Genomic DNA, 18,354 nt, shown 5'->3' with positions numbered 1-18,354 from the left:
GCTCAGGATTTGGAAAGGATGCTGCGGGCGGTTTCCAGGTCCGCCGGCGTGTCGACCCCGCGGGGCACGGTATCGACAATGGTGAAGTCGATGCGCATTCCGGCCTCGAGCGCCCGGAGCTGCTCGAGCTTCTCCTGCAATTCCAGCGGCGACGGCGGAAGCCGGACGTAGCGCTCCAGCGCGGCACGGCGATAGGCATAGAGACCGATATGGTGGTAGCGCGGTCCGTCGCCGGTCGGCGCGGTTGCGCGGGTGAAATAAAGTGCGCGCATGCGTCTGCCGCCGAGCGAGGTTCCGATCGCCTTCACGACGCTCGGCGCGAGGTCCTCCTCCTCGGTGTGGATCTGCGACGCCAGCGTTGCGATATCCACGGCGGGGTCTTGCAGCGGCGGCAACACCTCGCGGATGTTGTCGATCGTGATGGTCGGGAAATCGCCCTGCAGATTGACCACGATCTCGGCTTTGCCGTCCGGATCGAGCTTCTGCATGGCCTCGTGGATGCGGTCGGAGCCGGACGGATGCTCCGGGCGGGTCATCACGGCCTCGCCACCATGGGCGGTCACGACGGATGCGATCTCCGCGGTGTCGGTTGCGACCGCGACCCGGCCTATCCCGGCCGCTTCGGCACGGCGCATCACGTGCACGATCATCGGCTGCCCCGCGATATCGGCTAGCGGCTTGCCGGGCAGGCGGGTGGCGGCCATGCGGGCCGGAATCAGCACCAGGATGCGGGGATCGATCATCGGTTCAAGGGCCTGGAAACGGGGCGTTTTCCGCGCCGGGAAATGGGGTGGGGACGGGGGTGAAGCCCGCTCGCTTATACGGGTTGCCAGACCCCGGGCAAACCGATATCTCAATGGCAAAACTCGGGGAAACAGTAAGGAACGTTGATTCTCCGAGGCTCGTCCTGGCGGCCGCACTGGGCCGCTCGATCCTTCTTGCGGTGTGGGGCCTGGCCGGAAATGGACTCTTTCGAACTGAACAAGATTCTCGGTGCCGTGCTCGGCACCTGTCTCCTTCTGCTGGTGACGAGCTTCACCGCCAGTGCGCTGTTCTCGCCCAAGATGCCGGAGAAGCCGGGCTTCGAGATCGCCGTGAAGGAAGACGCCGGCCACGGCAAGGAAGGCGGCGCTGCCGCCGCGGCTGCCGAGCCGATCGAAAAGCTGCTCCAGACCGCCTCGGTCGAGAAGGGCGCCGCCGCTGCCAAGAAGTGCGGCGCTTGCCACACCTTCGAGAAGGGCGGCCCGAACCGTGTCGGTCCGAACCTCTATGGCGTCGTCGGCGACCATGTTGGCGAGGGCCGCGGCGGCTTCAACTTCTCGGCCGCGATGAAGGCCAAGGGCGGCACCTGGGACTTCGATGCGCTCAACAAGTTCATCGCCAATCCCAAGGCAGCTGTCCCGGGCACCGCGATGGGCTTTGCTGGCATCCCGAAGGATAGCGAGCGTGCCGACGTGATCGCTTACCTGAACAGTCTCTCCGACAGCCCGAAGCCGCTGCCGACCGCGGCGAAGTAAGGCCTATCGACTTCGATCTTAGTACGCGGCCAGGCTGAAAAGCCTGGCCGTTTGCTTATCCGGGCCTCGCGGCGTTGTTATCGGGGCGTTTGGCCGCAGCGATCGGCCAGCTGGCCCTCCAAGATGAGGAAAAAGCAACATATTCCGTCGAAACCTCGCCTATATTGGGAACTTAAAGGAGTAGCCTCCTTCAAGACAGGAATGTTGATTTGGCCCTTACCCGACGCGATCTCCTGCTCACCGGCACTGCTGCCGCAACGCTCCCCGCCCTTGGTTCCGTAGGGGGCCTTTCCGGCGTCGGCGTGGCACACGCGCAATCCGCCAACGAGCCCACCTGGCGGCACGCGCTGTCGCTGTTCGGACAGATCAAATACCCGGCGGATTTCAAGCGCTTCGACTACGTCAATCCGGAAGCGCCCAAGGGCGGCGTCGCGCGCCAGATCGCCGTCGGCACATTCGACAATTTCAACATCGTCGTCTCCGGTGTGAAGGGGCAAGTCGCCGGTGCCGTGGCGTTCATCTACGAATCCCTCACGACGGCCTCGCTTGACGAAGTCTCGACCGAGTACGGCGCGCTGGCCGAGGCCGTCAGCCATCCGGATGATTTCTCCTTCGTGACTTACCGCTTGCGGCCGCAAGCCAAATGGCACGACGGCAAGCCGGTAACCGCGGATGACGTGATCTTCTCGCTCGATTCCTTCAAGAAGCACCACCCGCAGTACTCGGCCTATTACAGCCATGTGACGAAAGCCGAGAAGGTCGGCGAGCGCGAGGTAAAATTCGTGTTCGACGCGCCGGGCAACCGCGAACTGCCGCAGATCGTCGGGCAGCTCACGGTCCTGCCGAAGCATTGGTGGGAGGGCACGGATGCGCAGGGCCGCAAGCGCGATGTCTCCGCCACCACGCTTGAAGTGCCTCTAGGTTCCGGCCCCTATCGGGTCAAGGAATTCGTTGCCGGGCGGTCGATCGCGCTGGAGCGCGTCAAGGATTATTGGGGGCGCGACCTCGCCGCCAATGTGGGCCGCAATAATTTCGACGAGCTGCGCTATGAGTATTTCCGCGACGCCACCGTGGCGATTGAGGCATTCAAGGCCGATCAGGTCGATTGGCGCACCGAGAACAGCGCGAAGAACTGGGCGACAGCCTACGATTTCCCGGCCGTCACCGAAAAACGCGTGATCCTCGAGGAGTTCGCCAATCGCAGCTCGGGCGTCATGCAGGCCTTCGTGCCGAACCTGCGCCGCGCCAAGTTTAAGGATCCGCGCGTGCGACGCGCGCTCAATTACGCGTTCGACTTTGAGGAGATGAACAAGCAGATCTTCTACGGCCAGTACAAGCGCATCAGCAGTTATTTCGACGGCATCGATGAGCTGATGGCGACCGGGTTGCCGCAGGGCAAGGAGCTCGAGATCCTCGAGACAGTCCGCGCCGAGGTCCCGCCCGAAGTCTTCACCACGGCCTACACCAACCCGCTCGGCGGCAGTCCGGAAGCCGTTCGCGACAATCTGCGCGAGGCGCTGCGCCTGTTCAAGGAAGCTGGCTACGAGGTGCGCGAGCGCAAGCTGATCGACGTCAAGACGGGCGCCCAGTTCTCCCTTGAATTGCTGAACTCGGATCCAAGCTTCGAGCGGATCACGCTGTTCTACAAGCCGTCGCTGGAACGGCTCGGCATTGCTGTCAGCGTGCGGACGGTGGATCCCACTCAGTACGAGAACAGGACGCGCGAGTGGGATTTCGACATCGTCACTAACTCCTGGGGCGAGTCGCAGTCGCCGGGTAACGAGCAGCGCGAATTCTGGTCCTCGAAGACGGCTGACATCGCCGGTTCACGCAACATCACCGGCATCAAGAATCCGGCGGTCGACAAGCTGATCGAGCGGGTGATCTACGCCAAGGGTCGCGACGATCTCGTCGCGGCAACCAAGGCACTCGACCGCGTGCTGCTGTGGAATCACTACGTCGTACCGCAGTGGACTTATACGAAGGTGCGCACCGCGCGCTGGGATCGGTTCGGCCGGCCGGCGGAATTACCCAAATACGGTCAGTCCGGCTTCCCGTTCATTTGGTGGTACGACGCGGACAAGGCGGCGCGGATCGCAAAGAAGCCGTGAAGGGCATTTCTCGCATGGCGCAGCTTTCACGCCGGCATGTGCTGGCCTTGGGTGCCGGTGGCGCGTTCAGCGCCGCCTGGCTCCGGGGCGCGACAGCGTCCGAGATGCCTGCAGAGGCCCACGGCATGTCGGCCTTCGGCGACCTCAAATATCCCGCCGACTTCCATCACTTCGACTACGTCAATGTCGACGCGCCGAAGGGCGGCACCTTCTCGCTTATCCCGTCGGTGCGCGCGTACAACCAGTCCTACCAGACCTTCAACTCGCTCAATGCCTTCATCCTCAAAGGCGATGGCGCGCAGGGCATGGACATGACTTTTGCGCCGCTGATGGTGCGAGCCAATGACGAACCGGACGGGATGTACGGGCTTGCCGCCAAGTCTGTAAATATATCGGCAGACAGGCTGGTCTATCGCTTCACCATGCGGCCAGAGGCGAAATTCCATGACGGCACCAAGCTTACCGCTCACGACGCGGCGTTTTCGCTGACGTCGCTGAAGGCCAAGGGGCATCCGCTGATCATCGTGCAGATGCGCGACATGGTCAGCGCGGAAGCCGTTGACGATGCGACGCTGGTCGTCACCTTTGCCAAGGGACGCGCGCGTGACGTGCCGCTCTATGTGGCGAGTCTGCCGATCTTCTCGAAAGCATATTATGCCTCTCGCGCTTTCGACGAAACATCGCTCGATATCCCGTTGGGCTCGGGCCCGTACAAGGTCGGCAAGTTCGAGGTCAACCGCTACATCGAATACGAACGCGTCAAGGATTGGTGGGCTGCCGACCTGCCCCCCTGTCGTGGCAGCTACAATTTCGACGTCGTGCGCTACGAATTCTACCGCGACCGCGATGTCGCTTTTGAAGGTTTCACCGGCAAGAACTATCTCTACCGCGAAGAGTTCACCGCTCGTATCTGGGCGACCCGCTATGACTTCCCCGCGGTCAAGGAGGGTCGCGTCAAGATGGAGGTCGTGCCCGACGACACGCCGTCCGGCGCGCAAGGATGGTTCATCAACACGCGGCGCGAAAAATTCAGGGATCCTCGCGTGCGTGAGGCACTGATCGACGCCTTCGACTTCGAGTGGACCAACAAGACCATCATGTACGGTGCTTATGCCCGCACGGTATCGCCATTTCAGAACTCGGACCTCATGGCGAGCGATGGGCCTCCGCCGCCGGAAGAGCTGAAGCTGCTGGAGCCGTTTCGCGGCCAGGTTCCGGACGAGGTGTTCGCCGCACCGTTCACGCCGCCCGTCTCCGACGGCTCCGGGCAGGATCGCAGCCTGTTGCGCAGGGCGCAGCGATTGCTGAGCGAGGCCGGCCTGCCGATCAAGGACGGCAAGAGGATGCTGCCGAACGGCGAGATCTTCAGGATCGAATTTCTGTTGGACGAGCCTTCGTTCCAGCCGCACCATGGGCCCTACATCAAGAATCTCGCGACGCTTGGCATCGAAGCGAGCGTGCGCCTCGTCGACGCCGTGCAATACAAGGTACGCCAGGAAGATTTCGACTTCGATATGACGACCCAGCGCTTCAGCATGTCGGCAACGCCGGGCGACGCCATGCGCTCGTTCTTCTCGTCGCAGGTCGCGGCAACGAAGGGCTCGTACAATCTTGCGGGCGTCGCCAATCCGGCCATCGATGCCATGATCGAGAAGATCATGGCGGCCGACAGCCGCGAGGAATTGACCGTCGCCTGCCGCGCCTTCGATCGCCTGTTCCGCGCCGGCCGTTATTGGGTGCCGCACTGGTTCAACAAGACGCACCGGCTTGCTTATTGGGACCAATTCGGTCATCCGCAGAAGCCGCCGCGTTATGCCAACGGCGTCGGCGCTCCCGACATCTGGTGGTACGATGGCGGCAAGGCCGCCAGGCTCGAGCAGGCGAAGCAGCCATGAGCGCCTACATCGCCCGCCGCATCCTGCTGATGATCCCGACCTTGCTCGGGATCCTCTTCGTCTCCTTCATCGTCGTGCAGTTCGCGCCGGGCGGCCCGGTCGAGCGCGTGATCGCGCAGCTCTCGGGCGCGGACACCGGCGGGACCTCGCGCATTTCGGGCGGCGGCGACTTTGCGCAGCGCGCCCCGGGGCAGTTGGGAGCCGGCGGCGACGCCATCAACTCGAAGTATCGCGGCGCGCAAGGCCTCGATCCCGATTTCATCAAGAAGCTGGAAGTGCAGTTCGGCTTCGACAAGCCGGCGCCGGAGCGCTTCGCGCTGATGGTCTGGAATTTCGCCCGCTTCGATTTCGGCAAGAGCTATTTTCGCGACGTCAGCGTCCTGCAGCTCGTCAAGGAGAAGTTGCCGGTCTCGATCTCGCTCGGCATCTGGCTGACGCTGCTGACCTACCTGATCTCGATTCCGCTCGGCATCCGCAAGGCGGTCAGGGACGGGACGCGCTTCGACACCTGGACGTCGAGCGTGCTCGTACTTGGCTACGCGATTCCCGGCTTTCTATTCGCGATCCTCCTGATCATCCTGTTTGCCGGCGGTTCGTTCTTCAACTGGTTCCCGCTGCGCGGACTGACGTCAGACGGCTGGTCGCAGTTTCCGTGGTATTGGAAGATCATCGATTACTTCTGGCATTTGACGCTGCCGCTGATCGCCATGGGGCTCGGTGCGTTCACCACCATGACGTTCCTGACCAAGAACTCGTTTCTGGACGAGATCCGCAAGCAATACGTGATGACCGCGCGCGCGAAGGGCTGCAGCGAGAATCGGGTGCTTTACGGTCACGTTTTCCGCAACGCGATGCTGATCGTCATCGCCGGCTTTCCCTCGACCTTCATTCACGCCTTCTTCTCGGGCTCGCTTCTGATCGAGACCATCTTCTCGCTGGACGGACTGGGACTGCTCAGTTTCGAGAGCGTTCTCAATCGCGACTACCCCGTGGTGTTCGGCACGCTCTTCATCTTTTCGCTCGTCGGCCTCGTGATCAACCTGATCTCTGACCTGACCTATATGTGGATCGATCCACGAATCGATTTCGAGGCGCGGGAGGTCTGATGACGCTGGCCGCCCCCACCACGCCGATCGAAACCACTGCGAAGTCGCCGCTCGGCAGTGCCGTGCCGATCACTCGCAAACCGTTCGTGCCGTCGCCGCTCAACAGGCGCCGCTGGCAGAATTTCAAGGCGAACCGGCGCGGCTATTGGTCGTTCTGGATCTTCCTGATCCTATTTGTGGTGTCGCTGTTCGCCGAGCTGATCGCCAATGATCGGCCGTTCCTGATCAAATATGACGGCCACCTTTATTGGCCGTCCGTCGTCACCTATTCGGAAACCACTTTCGGCGGCGACTTCGAAACCGCGGCCGACTATCGCGATCCCTATTTGCAGAAGCTGATCAGGGACAAGGGCGGCAGCATCGTCTGGCCGCTGATCCGCTATTCCTACGACACCCACAATCTCGATCTGCCGACGCCGGCGCCGTCGCGGCCGACCTGGATGTTGACGGAAGCGCAGTGCAAGCCCGTCGTCGAGAAGAAAGGCCTCAAGAGCTGCCGCGATCTCGAATACAACTGGCTCGGCACCGACGATCAGGGCCGCGACGTGGTGGCGCGGCTGATCTACGGCTTCCGCATCTCAGTGCTGTTCGGCCTCTGCCTGACCATCGTCTCCTCCATCGTCGGCATCGCGGCCGGCGCGGTGCAGGGCTATTTCGGCGGCTGGATCGACCTGTTGTTCCAGCGTTTCATCGAGATATGGACTGCGATCCCTTCGCTCTATCTGCTGCTGATCTTGTCGTCGGTGCTGGTGCCCGGCTTCTTCGTGCTTCTCGGCATCCTGTTGTTATTTTCCTGGGTGTCGCTGGTCGGACTCGTGCGCGCGGAATTCCTGCGCGGGCGCAATTTCGAGTATATCCAGGCGGCGCGGGCGCTCGGCGTGTCGAACAAGGTCATCATGTTCCGGCATCTGTTGCCGAACGCGATGGTCGCGACCATGACGTTCCTGCCGTTCATCGTGTCGAGTTCGGTGATGACGCTGACGGCGCTCGATTTCCTGGGGTTCGGACTGCCGCCCGGCTCGCCGTCGCTCGGCGAGTTGCTGTCGCAGGGCAAGTCCAACGTGCAGGCGCCGTGGCTCGGTTTTTCCGGCTTCTTCTCGGTCGCGATCATGCTGTCGCTTTTGATCTTCATCGGCGAGGCCGTGCGCGACGCATTCGATCCGCGCAAGACGTTCAGGTAAGCCAATGGACGCGATCAACCAGCCTTTGCTCAGCGTGCGCGACCTCTCGGTGGTCTTCCACCAGGGGGGCGCCACCACGCTCGCGGTCGACAAGGTCTCGTTCCAGATCAAGCGCGGCGAGTGCCTGGCGCTGGTCGGCGAGTCCGGCTCCGGCAAGTCGGTCAGCGCGCTCTCGATTCTCAAGCTCTTGCCCTATCCAAATGCCTCGCATCCCTCGGGCAGCATCCACTTCAAGGGCCAGGAACTGATCGACCGGTCGGAGCAGGAGATGCGGGAGATGCGCGGCAGCGACATCTCGATCATCTTCCAGGAGCCGATGACCTCGCTCAACCCGCTGCATACGATCGAGGCGCAGATCGGCGAGATCATTCAGCTGCACAATCCGACCAGCAATGCCGAGGCGCGCAGGCGGACGCTGGAATTGCTCACGCAGGTCGGCATTCCCGAGCCTGAAACGCGGCTGAAGAGCTATCCGCACCAGCTCTCCGGCGGCCAGCGCCAGCGCGTGATGATCGCGATGGCGCTCGCCAACGAGCCGGACCTCCTGATCGCGGACGAGCCGACCACGGCGCTCGACGTTACCGTGCAGGCGCAGATCCTGACGCTGCTCGCAGAGATCCGCGGCCGGCTCGGCATGAGCCTGCTCTTCATCACCCACGATCTCGGCATCGTGCGCCGCATCGCCGACCAGGTCTGCGTCATGAAGGGGGGCGAGATCGTCGAGCAGGGGCCGGTCGAGCACGTCTTCAAGACCCCGAAGCATCCCTATACGCGCGACCTGCTCGCCGCGGAGCCGAAGCCAGATCCGGCGCCGCCGCAGCCGGATGCCCCGGTGGTGATGTCCGCCGACGACCTAAAGGTCTGGTTCCCGATCAAGCGGGGGCTGATGCGTAAGACGGTCGGCCACATCAAGGCGGTCGACGGCGTCAGCATCGCCGTGCGCAAGGGCGAGACGCTCGGCGTTGTCGGCGAGTCCGGCTCGGGCAAGACCACGCTGGGGCTCGCATTGCTGCGGCTGATCTCCTCGAACGGACGCATTGTGTTCCTGGGAAAAGATATCCAGGGCCTGCGCTTCAAGGAGATGCGGCCGTTCCGGCGCGACATGCAGATCGTGTTCCAGGATCCGTTCGGCTCGCTCAGCCCGCGCATGTCGGTCGCCGACATCGTCGCCGAAGGCCTCACCGTGCATCAGCCGCAGCTCTCGCGAGGCGAGCGGGAGGAGCGCGTCGTCAAGGCGCTCGAGGACGTCGGACTGAAACCGGATACTCGCCACCGTTATCCGCATGAATTCTCCGGCGGCCAGCGCCAGCGCATCAGCATCGCGCGGGCGGTGGTGCTGGAGCCGGATTTCGTCGTCCTGGACGAGCCGACCAGTGCGCTCGACATGCTGATTCAGGCGCAGATGGTCGATCTGCTGCGTGAATTGCAGCGCCGGCGCGATCTCACTTACATGTTCATCTCGCACGATCTGCGCGTCGTCGCCTCGCTCGCCAGCCATCTGATCGTGATGCGTGGCGGCAAGGTGGTCGAGGAAGGTCAGGCCGCCGAGCTCTTCAAGAACCCGAAGACGGATTACACGCGCGCGCTGTTTGCGGCGGCGTTCCGGCTGGAGACGGCGGAGAACGGGTCCGCGGCGACGTAGCCTCCGTCAGAGCCGCTTGATCGCGGCGACCTCGCTGCCGGCTTGCTTGATCCTTGCGATTGCCGGCTCGATCGGCTCGATCACCGTTGCCATGTGATGCGCATTGGCGTGAACCATGGTGCTGCCATCGCGGACGATGGCGACATGACCTTTCCAGAAAATGAGATCGCCGCGCAGCAAGCTGCTTTGCTCATGGGGCTCCAGCGCGCGGCCGAGGCCGGCCTGCTGCATGTCGCTGTCGCGCGGGCAGCCGATGCCCGCCGATGTCAGCGACATCTGGACCAGGCCGGAGCAATCGACGCCAAGGCTGCTCTTGCCACCCCAGAGATAGGGCGTGCCGACGAAACGCTCGGCGACTGCGACGAAATCCGGCTCGCAATGACCAAGCGGGGCGAGATGGGCCTTCGGCAGATAGTGTCCGTCGCGTGTCACGGCGAAGCTGCCGTCCTCGCGTGCAACCGCGATCTTCGATCCCATCACCAGCGTGTCTGCTGGCCGCAGCTTGATCGAGGGACCGGGGAAGGCAAAGGTTCGTAAAGCACTGACCATATGGGTCGGCGCGGCCGCGGGCTTCATGAGCGCTGCGTCCGGCAGCCAGCCGACATAGCCGTCACCTGAAAGTTGACCCCATGCCCAGCCTTCGCCGTTGCGGTCGTAAACCGTGACGCCCTCGCCGCGCAACGCTTGTGTCATTAGCATCGCGTTCGACGACGGCTGCTCGCGCACGGGCGCGATCGCCGCGATGATCTCGAATTCCTCGCCCGTGACGAAACGATCCGCCTGCACCTTGCTTTCGAGGTATTTCGCGGCGATGTCGCCGCGCGACGGTGTCAGCCTTGGATCGTATCTTGGATCGTGACTTGGATCGTGGCTTAGATCGTGTTCTGGATCACGCATAGCGCTCGCTCAGCAATGTGTAGATCGCGCGCGCGGCCTGGCACTCGCCGCCCTCGGGGCGTGCGGGCTTCGCCGACGGCGTCCAGCCGTAGATGTCGACATGCAGCCAGCTCCTGGCATGCTCGACGAAGCGTTGCAGGAACAGCGCGCAAATGATCGAGCCGGCAAAGCCGCCTGATGGTGCGTTGGTGATAGTGGCGGTCTTGGAATCCAGCCACGCATCGTAAGGCGGCCACAGTGGCATGCGCCACAACGGATCGTTCTCCCTCGCCGCGCATCGTGCGACGTCAGCGGCAAGCGTCTCATCATTGGTGTAAAAGGGCGGTAAATCCGGCCCCAGCGCGACGCGTGCCGCTCCCGTCAACGTGCCGAGATCGATCAGCAGGTCCGGCTTTTCCTCGTCCGCAAGCGCCAGCGCGTCGGCGAGCACCAGCCGCCCCTCTGCGTCCGTATTGCCGATCTCGACCGTGATGCCCTTGCGCGAGGTGAAGATGTCGAGCGGGCGGAAGGCATTGCCCGCGACCGCGTTCTCCACGGCCGGAATCAGCACGCGCAGTCGCACCTTCAGCTTCGCATCCATCACCATGCGCGCCAGCGCCAGCACGTTGGCGGCGCCGCCCATGTCCTTCTTCATGATCAGCATGCCGCTCGGAGGCTTCAAGTCGAGCCCGCCGGTGTCAAAGCAGACGCCCTTGCCGACCAGCGTCACCTTGGGATGAGCCGGGTCGCCCCAGCCAATGTCGATCAGCCGCGGCGCGCGGCTAGATGCCATGCCGACGGCGTGGATCAGTGGAAAATTCGTCTTTAAGTCGTCACCGATGGTGCAGGCAAAGCTTGCGCCGAATTCGGCGGCGAGATCCTGCGCGGCTGCGGCCAGCTCCTCCGGCCCCATGTCGTTGGCCGGCGTGTTGATGAGGTCGCGCGCCAGCATTGCGGCGTCCGCCATGCGATTGATGTCGGTCGCGTCGACGCCGTCGGGGGGAACGAGGCTGACCTCGGGGCGATCGGCCTTGCGGTACCGGGCGAAGCGGTAGCTGCCGAGCGCGAAGGCGAGTGCGGCGAGCCGTGCATCCTGCGGTGCATTGGCGAAGCGATAGATGCCCGGCGGCAGGAGGCCGGGCAGGGCGCCCGGTCGGAACAGGTCGCGCGATTTTGCACCCTCGTCCTCGAGCCCGAACAGCACTTGCGCGATCGCGCCATCGGGCGCGGGCAGCGCGAGATAGCCGCCCGGCTTTGCGGTGAAGGCGCTCGCGGTGGCGAACTGGCGTTGCGCCGCCGGTAGCCCCTCGGCGACCTGATCCCAGCTCGACTTGGTGACGAAGGTGATCGGGATGGCGGTAGGCGACGTCTCGAAGACAGAAGGCATTGGCGGGTCCGGATCGTCAGATCGAGCGGGTCATACGAACGGACGAGATTTCGCAGAGTTTTGCCGCCGCCGCAATCAGCTTTGCTGCCACCGTTCGGCGGTCCGCTACTCGCAGCAAAGGGGCCATGCTAGGTTCCGGCAACGGCCGTCAGGTGTGCAGATCTCCGGCGGCCGACGACAAAGCCGGCCGGGAGGAAATGCAATGGAATTTGTGTGGAGCGTGGTCACCTTCATCGGGCAGGCGGTCGAGGCGATTTTTGGCTATGTCGAGCATCATCATTGGATATTCGCGTTCCTTGCCGGCGGTTACGTCTTCTATCTCCACGACCGCTCCGTTCACGCGCGGTTCGATGCATTGGACAAGCGCATTGATGAAATTCGCAAGAGGCTCGCTATCGAATATTGATCGGGTGAGCGAAACCATCATCGGGCGAGCCCCGTCTCATGCCGAGGACACGATCCACGCGAGCGGCCGCAGGGCTTTACTAGCGCTGCGGTTGTGGCATTATTGCCCAATATTTTAGATTGTGTCGTACGGTTCTGCACGGAGTGCAACAACAGGGGATGGGGTCAATTCTTACCCGGCTCATCATGGCCCGGGCTGATTGATACCGGACTGAACCTGATCGTCGAAGGCATTTCTCTCATCGTTTGCGCGGCGCGGCATTCGCAAATAAGCGACGCAAAATGGATAGATCGTTCGTCATCGTACAGATTTCCGACCTGCATCTGGACGGGTCTGGTCGACTGCTTGCGACCATCGAGACGCTCAATGCCGCAATTCGCGAGAGGATGGCGGACTTCGCGGATGTTCCCGATCGCATCCTGCTGATCACCGGCGATATCGTGGACGACCCGGCGCCGCCTGCGCTCGACGAAGCGATCGCCGTCATTGCGTCCTTCCGGCAGACCGGGCTGTTCACCGACATCCAGGCAATTGCCGGCAATCACGACGTCAAGCGACCGAGCCAGCGTGCAGGTCGCCACGATGTTTATGATTACCTGCATTTGCCGCGGACCTCGAAGAGCGTCTACTACCGTCAGGCCGGCCTCGATCTGGTGCTGCTGGATTCCAACCGCGCGAGCCTCACGACGCTCGTGAGCGGCAACGTCGACCAGAGCGCCTATAGCGCCATGGTTTCGGATTCCGCGCGGCTGAGCGTCAAGCTCGCGGGCAGCCTCGGGTCGGGCGGCCGCGCCGATTATGCCGAGCCGGTGGAAAACCTCGTGCGCGTGCTGGCGCTGCACCATCATCCACTGCCGCAGGCGACCGGAGAAGGAAAGCGGTTTCTCGGCGTGCCCGACGAGCCGCTGATGTATCTCGCCGCGCCCGCGACCTTCCTCGAAGCGGCGACATCGCTCAATGTCGATCTGGTCCTGCACGGACACCGGCATGTCGAAGGGCTGACGCGTTATTCGATTCCCGATCCGCGCGCCACGTCGAGCGAGAGCGCTGAAGCATTCTGGCGCACGATCTACGTCCTGTCCTGTCCGTCATCGACCGGGCAGGCCGGTGACGATGCCGGCTTCAACGTCATCCATTTCGGCCCGATGTCCGACCCGATGTCCCATGGCGGCCGCACAGAGTATCGCTTCGCGATCGCCCGCTACTCACGTCCGCGCAAGGATGGTGTCTTCAGGCCGCTCGATTCCAACCTGCCGCACGGCGTCGTCAGACTGCCGGCCGGACGGGATTTTTCCCGAGATCCGGCCGTCCAATCGGGCATCGAGATCGACGCATGCACCACGCTGAAACGGAATCAGGTCGCAGCATTCGCGCGCCGGCTCCTGCTGCGCCGCGCCTTCTATGCCGACGACGAGGTGGATTGGGCCAATTTGCTCCACGTCTATCTCGTGACCTCTCATGTCTGGGCCGATCTGGAAAGCAAGTTCTCGAGATCCGCACGCAAGCATGATGTCGAGGCCGCGGTGACGTCACTACTGCGCCGACTGATCGAGCAATCTGCAAATGTGCTCGGCATCGACGACGTTCAGCTCGACGAGCTCCGCGCGAGGCGTCTGGTCAATCGTGACGATCTTCGACGCGAATTGCCGAGGGTCGTGCGTCCGGGCATCGATGTCGCGATCGAGACGCGGCAACGACTGCAATTGCTGCGGGACCTGAACGAGCAGGCGAAGGCGCTCGGCCTCGATGCGGGTCTCGGCGGCGAGGTGCCGCCGCAGGCGCCGCAGTGACGGGCCCGGGCCGGGAGCATTAACCGGCCGTTAGGGTTAACAGTCTATTGCTGGCGCGTTCGGCTCGATCAATCGGCTCGAGAGTCAAAGCGTCATGCGTCAACGGTTCAGTCGTGAACGGTTAAGTCTTGCCCGGCTTCTTGCGTCCACCTCGCTGGTCGCAGCGGTGGCCATGGGTCTCGGCGGCTGCACGGCGATGTCGGAACTCTCCGACGTCACGGGCTCGGTCGGGCCGCGGGCGGAAGCCGCTCCCACCGATCCCGCGCGCGCTGCTGAAGTCTATGGCGAGCGCTATCGTGCCAATCCCAAGGACGCCGACGCGGCGCTCGCCTACGGCCAGGCCCTGCGCGCCAACGGCCAGCGCGCCCAGGCTGCCGCCGTGCTCGAGCAGGCGACCATCGCCAATCCCGGCAACAAGGCGCTGATGGCCCAATACGGCCGCGCGCTCTCCGACAACGGCAATTTCCAGCAAGCCTTCGACGTGCTGTCGAAGGCGCATTCGCCCGATAACCCGGATTGGCGCCTGCTCTCGGTGCAGGGTACCGCGCTCGATCAGATGGGGCGTCACGAGGAAGCGCGCTCCTACTATGCGAGTGCGCTCAAGATCGCGCCTGGCGATCCCGGCGTGCTCTCCAATCTCGGCCTGTCCTACATGTTGTCGAGAGATCTGCCGAAGGCCGAAGACGCGCTGCGCCAAGCCTATGCCTCGCCGCACGCAAGCGCGCGGGTGCGGCAGAATCTCGGTCTTGTCGTCGGTCTCCAGGGCCGCTTCGCCGAAGCCGAGACTATTGTGAAGGCGGACCTGCCGCCGGACCAGGCTACGGCCAATGTCGCCTATCTCAAGGAAATGTTGACCCGCAGCGACGTCCGGCGTGGTGCGCCGAAGCGGACGCCGGTCGCCTCGCTCGGCCTGCCCGACTGATCAGACGTGATCTTCCGATCTTGATCTTCCAATCTTGAAGGCATCCTCGGACCGTACGCGGTCCACGTCTAAGGTCATTGCATCTCGGTGACCTTGATGCCAGTCGGTCCAAGGATGACGACGAACAGCACCGGCAGGAAGAACAGGATCATCGGTACCGTCAGCTTCGGCGGCAGTGCCGCGGCCTTTTTCTCGGCTTCGTTCATGCGCATGTCGCGGTTTTCCTGCGCCATCACCCGCAAGGATTGGCCGAGCGGGGTGCCGTAACGCTCCGCCTGCTGGAGCGCGAGACATACCGACTTGACGCCCTCGAGCCCGGTGCGCCGCGCGAGGTTCTCGTAGGCGACCTTGCGATCCTGCAAATACGACAGCTCGGCCGTGGTCAGGGTGAACTCCTCCGATAGCGCGATCGACTGGCCCACGATTTCGACCGCGACCTTCCGGAACGCCATCTCGACCGACATGCCGGATTCGATGCAGATCAGGAGCAGGTCGAGCGCATCGGGAAAGGCGCGCTTGATCGAGAGTTGGCGCTTGGAGATCGCGTTCCTGAGGAACAGCATCGGCGCCTGGAGTCCGAGATAGGCCGCACCGACGCAGATGCCGATCTTGATCGGCATGGACTGCTGCATATGCGCGATCAGGAACACGTAGACGACCGAACCGACGAACAGCACGATCGGGGCAACCAGGCGGGCAAACAGGAAGGTGATGTAGGGCGCCTGGCCTCGATAGCCGGCCATGATGAGCTTGTCCCGCGCAGCTTCCTGCGCGAGCCATTTGGTCAGGTTGAAGTCATCGACGACCTTCGAGACGAGCTGCTTCGGCGTCTGGCGCAGCGAGACTTTTTCACTCTTGTGGAGGCGCTCGCGCTCGCGCTGCCGGATGCGCTCACGTTCGTTCGCCACCGCCTTCATGCGCTTGGAAAGGCCCTCGCCGGCGAACAGCGGCATCACCAGCGTATAGACGGTGGCGCTGGCGGCAATGGCCGCCAGCAGCATCGTCATGAAGTGGACGTCGTGAAGTTTCGCAACGAGGAACTCTACCATAAGACACCATCAGAAGTCGAAATTGATCATCTTCTTCATCACCATGATGCCGATCGACATCCAGACAACACAGCCGACCAGCATGAGCTGGCCGGTGGGATGAGTCCAAAGCATCGAGATGTATCCTGGCGTTGTGAGGTAGACGAGGAACATCACGATCGGCGGCAGCGAGCCGATGATGCCGGCCGAGGCCTTGGCTTCCATCGACATCGCCTGGATCTTCTCTTTCATCTTCTTGCGGTCGCGCAGCACCTTGGAAAGGTTGCCGAGCGCTTCGGAGAGGTTGCCGCCCGATTTCTGCTGGATGGAGATGACGATGCCGAAGAAATTGGCCTCGGGCAGCGGCATGCGATCGTAGAGCCGCGTGCAGGCCTCGCCGAGCGGCATGCCGATCGCCTGCGTCTCGATGATGGACAGAAACTCGGAGCGCAGCGGCTCTGGCGCGTCGGCGGCGACCACCTTGATCGATTCGAACAGCGGCAGGCCCGCCTTGATGCCGCGGACGATGACGTCGACGGCATCGGGCAAGGCGGCCAGGAACTTGTTTTCACGGCGCTTCTTCAGGAAGCCGAGCGCCCAGCGGGGCAGACCGAGGCCGCCGGCAAACGCGAAGCCGGCGGCACCGAGCAGGCCGCCGCCGATGAACAAGGCGACTGCGAACAGCACGCCCGCCACGACGGCGGACACGATCCAGAATTTCTGCGGCGCCCAATCGAGGCCGGCCTGCGACAGGCGGACACTGAGCGGTACGCTCTTCTCCTGCTGGCGCCGCGCCTCGAGATCCTTGAGCGAGGTTTCGACCTGCTCGCGGCGCGAGCGCTGCGTCTTCTCGGCGGCGCGGGCCGTGGGCGCCTCGGCCCGCGAGATCGAGGCGCGGCGGCTCTCGGCCTTCCGTTCCCCGGACAGCATTGGATAAAGGAAGACCCAGGCGAGGCCGCCGACGGTGGCGGTGGCAAGGAAGGCGAGGGCAAGGACTTGCATGTTCATGGCTGCGTTGACCTGCTCACGTCGTGGGCGCCACTTCCGCCGCGTCGAGCGCCGCGGCAAGGCGCTTCTCTTCGCCGTAATAGCGGGCGCGTTCCCAGAATTTCGGGCGGCCGATTCCGGTCGACCGGTGCCGGCCGATGATCTTGCCGTTGGCGTCCTCGCCGACCATGTCGTAGAGGAACACGTCCTGGGTGATGATGGTGTCGCCTTCCATGCCCATCACTTCGGTGATGTGGGTGATGCGGCGTGAACCGTCGCGCAGGCGCGCGGCCTGGACGATGACGTCGATCGAGGCGCAGATCATCTCGCGGATGGTGCGTGAAGGCAGGGAGAAGCCGCCCATCGTGATCATGGATTCGCAGCGCGATAGCGCCTCGCGCGGATTGTTGGCGTGCAGCGTGCCCATCGAGCCGTCATGGCCGGTGTTCATGGCCTGGAGCAGGTCGAACGCCTCGGGTCCGCGGACTTCGCCGACGATGATGCGCTCGGGACGCATACGCAGGCAGTTGCGCACCAGCTCGCGCATGGTGACCTGGCCCTCGCCCTCGATGTTGGGCGGGCGGGTTTCCAGTCGCACCACGTGCGGCTGCTGGAGCTGGAGTTCGGCGGCGTCCTCGCAGGTGATGACGCGCTCGTCGTGCTCGATGTAGTTGGTCAGGCAGTTGAGCAACGTGGTCTTGCCCGAGCCGGTACCGCCGGAGATCAGCACGTTGCAGCGGACGCGGCCGATGATCTGGAGGATTTCCGCGCCTTCCGGCGAGATTGCGCCGAACTTGACGAGCTGATCGAGCGTCAGCTTGTCCTTCTTGAACTTGCGGATCGTGAGCGTGGGGCCGTCGATTGACAGCGGGGGCACGATGGCGTTGACGCGGGAGCCGTCGGCCAGGCGGGCGTCGCAGATCGGCGAGGATTCGTCGACGCGCCGGCCGACCTGGCTGACGATACGCTGGCAGATGTTGAGGAGCTGCTGATTGTCGCGGAAGCGGATACCGGTGCGTTGGATCTTGCCGGCGACCTCGATGTAGACGGTGTCGGCGCCGTTGACCATAATGTCGGCGATGTCGTCGCGCGACAACAGCGGCTCCAGCGGACCGTAGCCGAGGACGTCGTTGCAGATGTCGTCGAGCAGCTCTTCCTGCTCGGCGATCGACATCACGATGTTCTTGATCGCGATGATCTCGTTGACGATGTCCCGGATTTCCTCGCGCGCGGACTCCGAATCGAGCTTGGCAAGCTGGGCGAGGTCGATGGCCTCGATCAGCGCGCCGAAGATGGTCGCCTTGACCTCGTAATAATTGTCCGAGCGGCGGGCTTCCATGGTCGGCGCAGGCTTCGCCGGGGCGAGCGGCGGCGAGGAGATTGCCGGCGGCGGCGGCACGCGCGACATGGCGGGCGCCGAAGCCTGGGCAGGCTCTGGCGACACGGCACCGGGCTTCGGGGCCCGGGCGTCGGCGTCTGTTCCGCTACGCTTACCGAACACTTAAA

Annotated in this window: 15 protein-coding genes; 9 read left to right on the top strand and 6 right to left on the bottom strand. The window is 63.6% G+C overall.

Annotation, left to right across the window (positions count from 1 at the left end):
- Positions 1-2: 2 nt before the first annotated feature.
- A complete protein-coding gene (locus tag IVB07_RS34110) occupies positions 3-743 on the bottom strand; it encodes a 3-deoxy-manno-octulosonate cytidylyltransferase (RefSeq protein ID WP_018454699.1) in 741 nt (246 codons plus the stop codon).
- Between the two features lie 219 nt (positions 744-962).
- Between IVB07_RS34110 and IVB07_RS34105 the strand changes: the two genes are divergently transcribed.
- The 6 genes from IVB07_RS34105 (at position 963) to IVB07_RS34080 (ending at position 9,452) form a co-directional block, all read left to right on the top strand.
- A complete protein-coding gene (locus IVB07_RS34105; RefSeq protein ID WP_018454698.1) occupies positions 963-1,517 on the top strand; it encodes a cytochrome c family protein in 555 nt (184 codons plus the stop codon).
- Positions 1,518-1,726: 209 nt separating this feature from the next.
- Positions 1,727-3,628, top strand: a complete 1,902-nt coding sequence (locus tag IVB07_RS34100) for an extracellular solute-binding protein (RefSeq protein WP_247767401.1) — start codon at positions 1,727-1,729, stop codon at positions 3,626-3,628.
- A gap of 14 nt (positions 3,629-3,642) precedes the next feature.
- Positions 3,643-5,523: an extracellular solute-binding protein gene (locus IVB07_RS34095; protein WP_018454696.1), complete on the top strand. Its 1,881-nt coding sequence runs from the start codon at positions 3,643-3,645 to the stop codon at positions 5,521-5,523.
- Entirely contained in the window at positions 5,520-6,629 is a 1,110-nt protein-coding gene (locus tag IVB07_RS34090; protein ID WP_018454695.1) for a microcin C ABC transporter permease YejB, read from the top strand. The genes IVB07_RS34095 and IVB07_RS34090 overlap by 4 nt, the downstream gene beginning before the upstream one ends.
- Positions 6,629-7,810: an ABC transporter permease gene (locus IVB07_RS34085; protein WP_018454694.1), complete on the top strand. Its 1,182-nt coding sequence runs from the start codon at positions 6,629-6,631 to the stop codon at positions 7,808-7,810. Before IVB07_RS34090 ends, IVB07_RS34085 begins: the two co-directional genes overlap by 1 nt.
- Before the next feature lie 4 nt (positions 7,811-7,814).
- Positions 7,815-9,452 carry an ABC transporter ATP-binding protein gene (locus tag IVB07_RS34080; protein WP_247767400.1) on the top strand — a complete coding sequence of 546 codons (1,638 nt, stop codon included), beginning with the start codon at positions 7,815-7,817 and terminating at the stop codon, positions 9,450-9,452.
- 6 nt (positions 9,453-9,458) lie between these two features.
- Here the strand turns inward: IVB07_RS34080 and IVB07_RS34075 are convergent, their stop codons facing one another.
- Positions 9,459-10,349: an NlpC/P60 family protein gene (locus IVB07_RS34075; RefSeq protein ID WP_018454692.1), complete on the bottom strand. Its 891-nt coding sequence runs from the start codon at positions 10,347-10,349 to the stop codon at positions 9,459-9,461.
- Complete coding sequence (locus tag IVB07_RS34070) at positions 10,342-11,715, bottom strand: leucyl aminopeptidase family protein (protein WP_085361623.1); 1,374 nt, start codon at positions 11,713-11,715, stop codon at positions 10,342-10,344. The genes IVB07_RS34075 and IVB07_RS34070 overlap by 8 nt, the downstream gene beginning before the upstream one ends.
- Before the next feature lie 202 nt (positions 11,716-11,917).
- Between IVB07_RS34070 and IVB07_RS34065 the strand changes: the two genes are divergently transcribed.
- From IVB07_RS34065 to IVB07_RS34055, 3 genes are all read left to right on the top strand, one after another.
- Positions 11,918-12,121: a hypothetical protein gene (locus IVB07_RS34065; RefSeq protein ID WP_018454690.1), complete on the top strand. Its 204-nt coding sequence runs from the start codon at positions 11,918-11,920 to the stop codon at positions 12,119-12,121.
- A gap of 281 nt (positions 12,122-12,402) precedes the next feature.
- On the top strand, positions 12,403-13,911 hold the full coding sequence (locus tag IVB07_RS34060) for a metallophosphoesterase (RefSeq protein WP_085361622.1): 1,509 nt from the start codon (positions 12,403-12,405) through the stop codon (positions 13,909-13,911).
- Positions 13,912-14,005: 94 nt separating this feature from the next.
- Positions 14,006-14,833, top strand: a complete 828-nt coding sequence (locus IVB07_RS34055; RefSeq protein WP_247767399.1) for a tetratricopeptide repeat protein — start codon at positions 14,006-14,008, stop codon at positions 14,831-14,833.
- Between the two features lie 74 nt (positions 14,834-14,907).
- Here the strand turns inward: IVB07_RS34055 and IVB07_RS34050 are convergent, their stop codons facing one another.
- The 3 genes from IVB07_RS34050 to IVB07_RS34040 are packed head-to-tail and all read right to left on the bottom strand — an operon-like array spanning position 14,908 to position 18,349.
- The gene (locus IVB07_RS34050) at positions 14,908-15,882 is read right to left on the bottom strand and encodes a type II secretion system F family protein (RefSeq protein ID WP_018454686.1); all 975 of its coding nucleotides are present in this window, start codon (positions 15,880-15,882) and stop codon (positions 14,908-14,910) included.
- Between the two features lie 9 nt (positions 15,883-15,891).
- Positions 15,892-16,869: a type II secretion system F family protein gene (locus tag IVB07_RS34045; protein ID WP_026232794.1), complete on the bottom strand. Its 978-nt coding sequence runs from the start codon at positions 16,867-16,869 to the stop codon at positions 15,892-15,894.
- A 16-nt stretch (positions 16,870-16,885) separates the two neighbouring features.
- Complete coding sequence (locus IVB07_RS34040; protein ID WP_026232793.1) at positions 16,886-18,349, bottom strand: CpaF family protein; 1,464 nt, start codon at positions 18,347-18,349, stop codon at positions 16,886-16,888.
- Between the last annotated feature and the right edge of the window lie 5 nt (positions 18,350-18,354).

The organism is Bradyrhizobium sp. 172, from assembly GCF_023101065.1.
Classification (GTDB): Bacteria; Pseudomonadota; Alphaproteobacteria; order Rhizobiales; family Xanthobacteraceae; genus Bradyrhizobium; species Bradyrhizobium canariense_D.
This window is presented reverse-complemented; position numbering and strand designations above follow the sequence as displayed.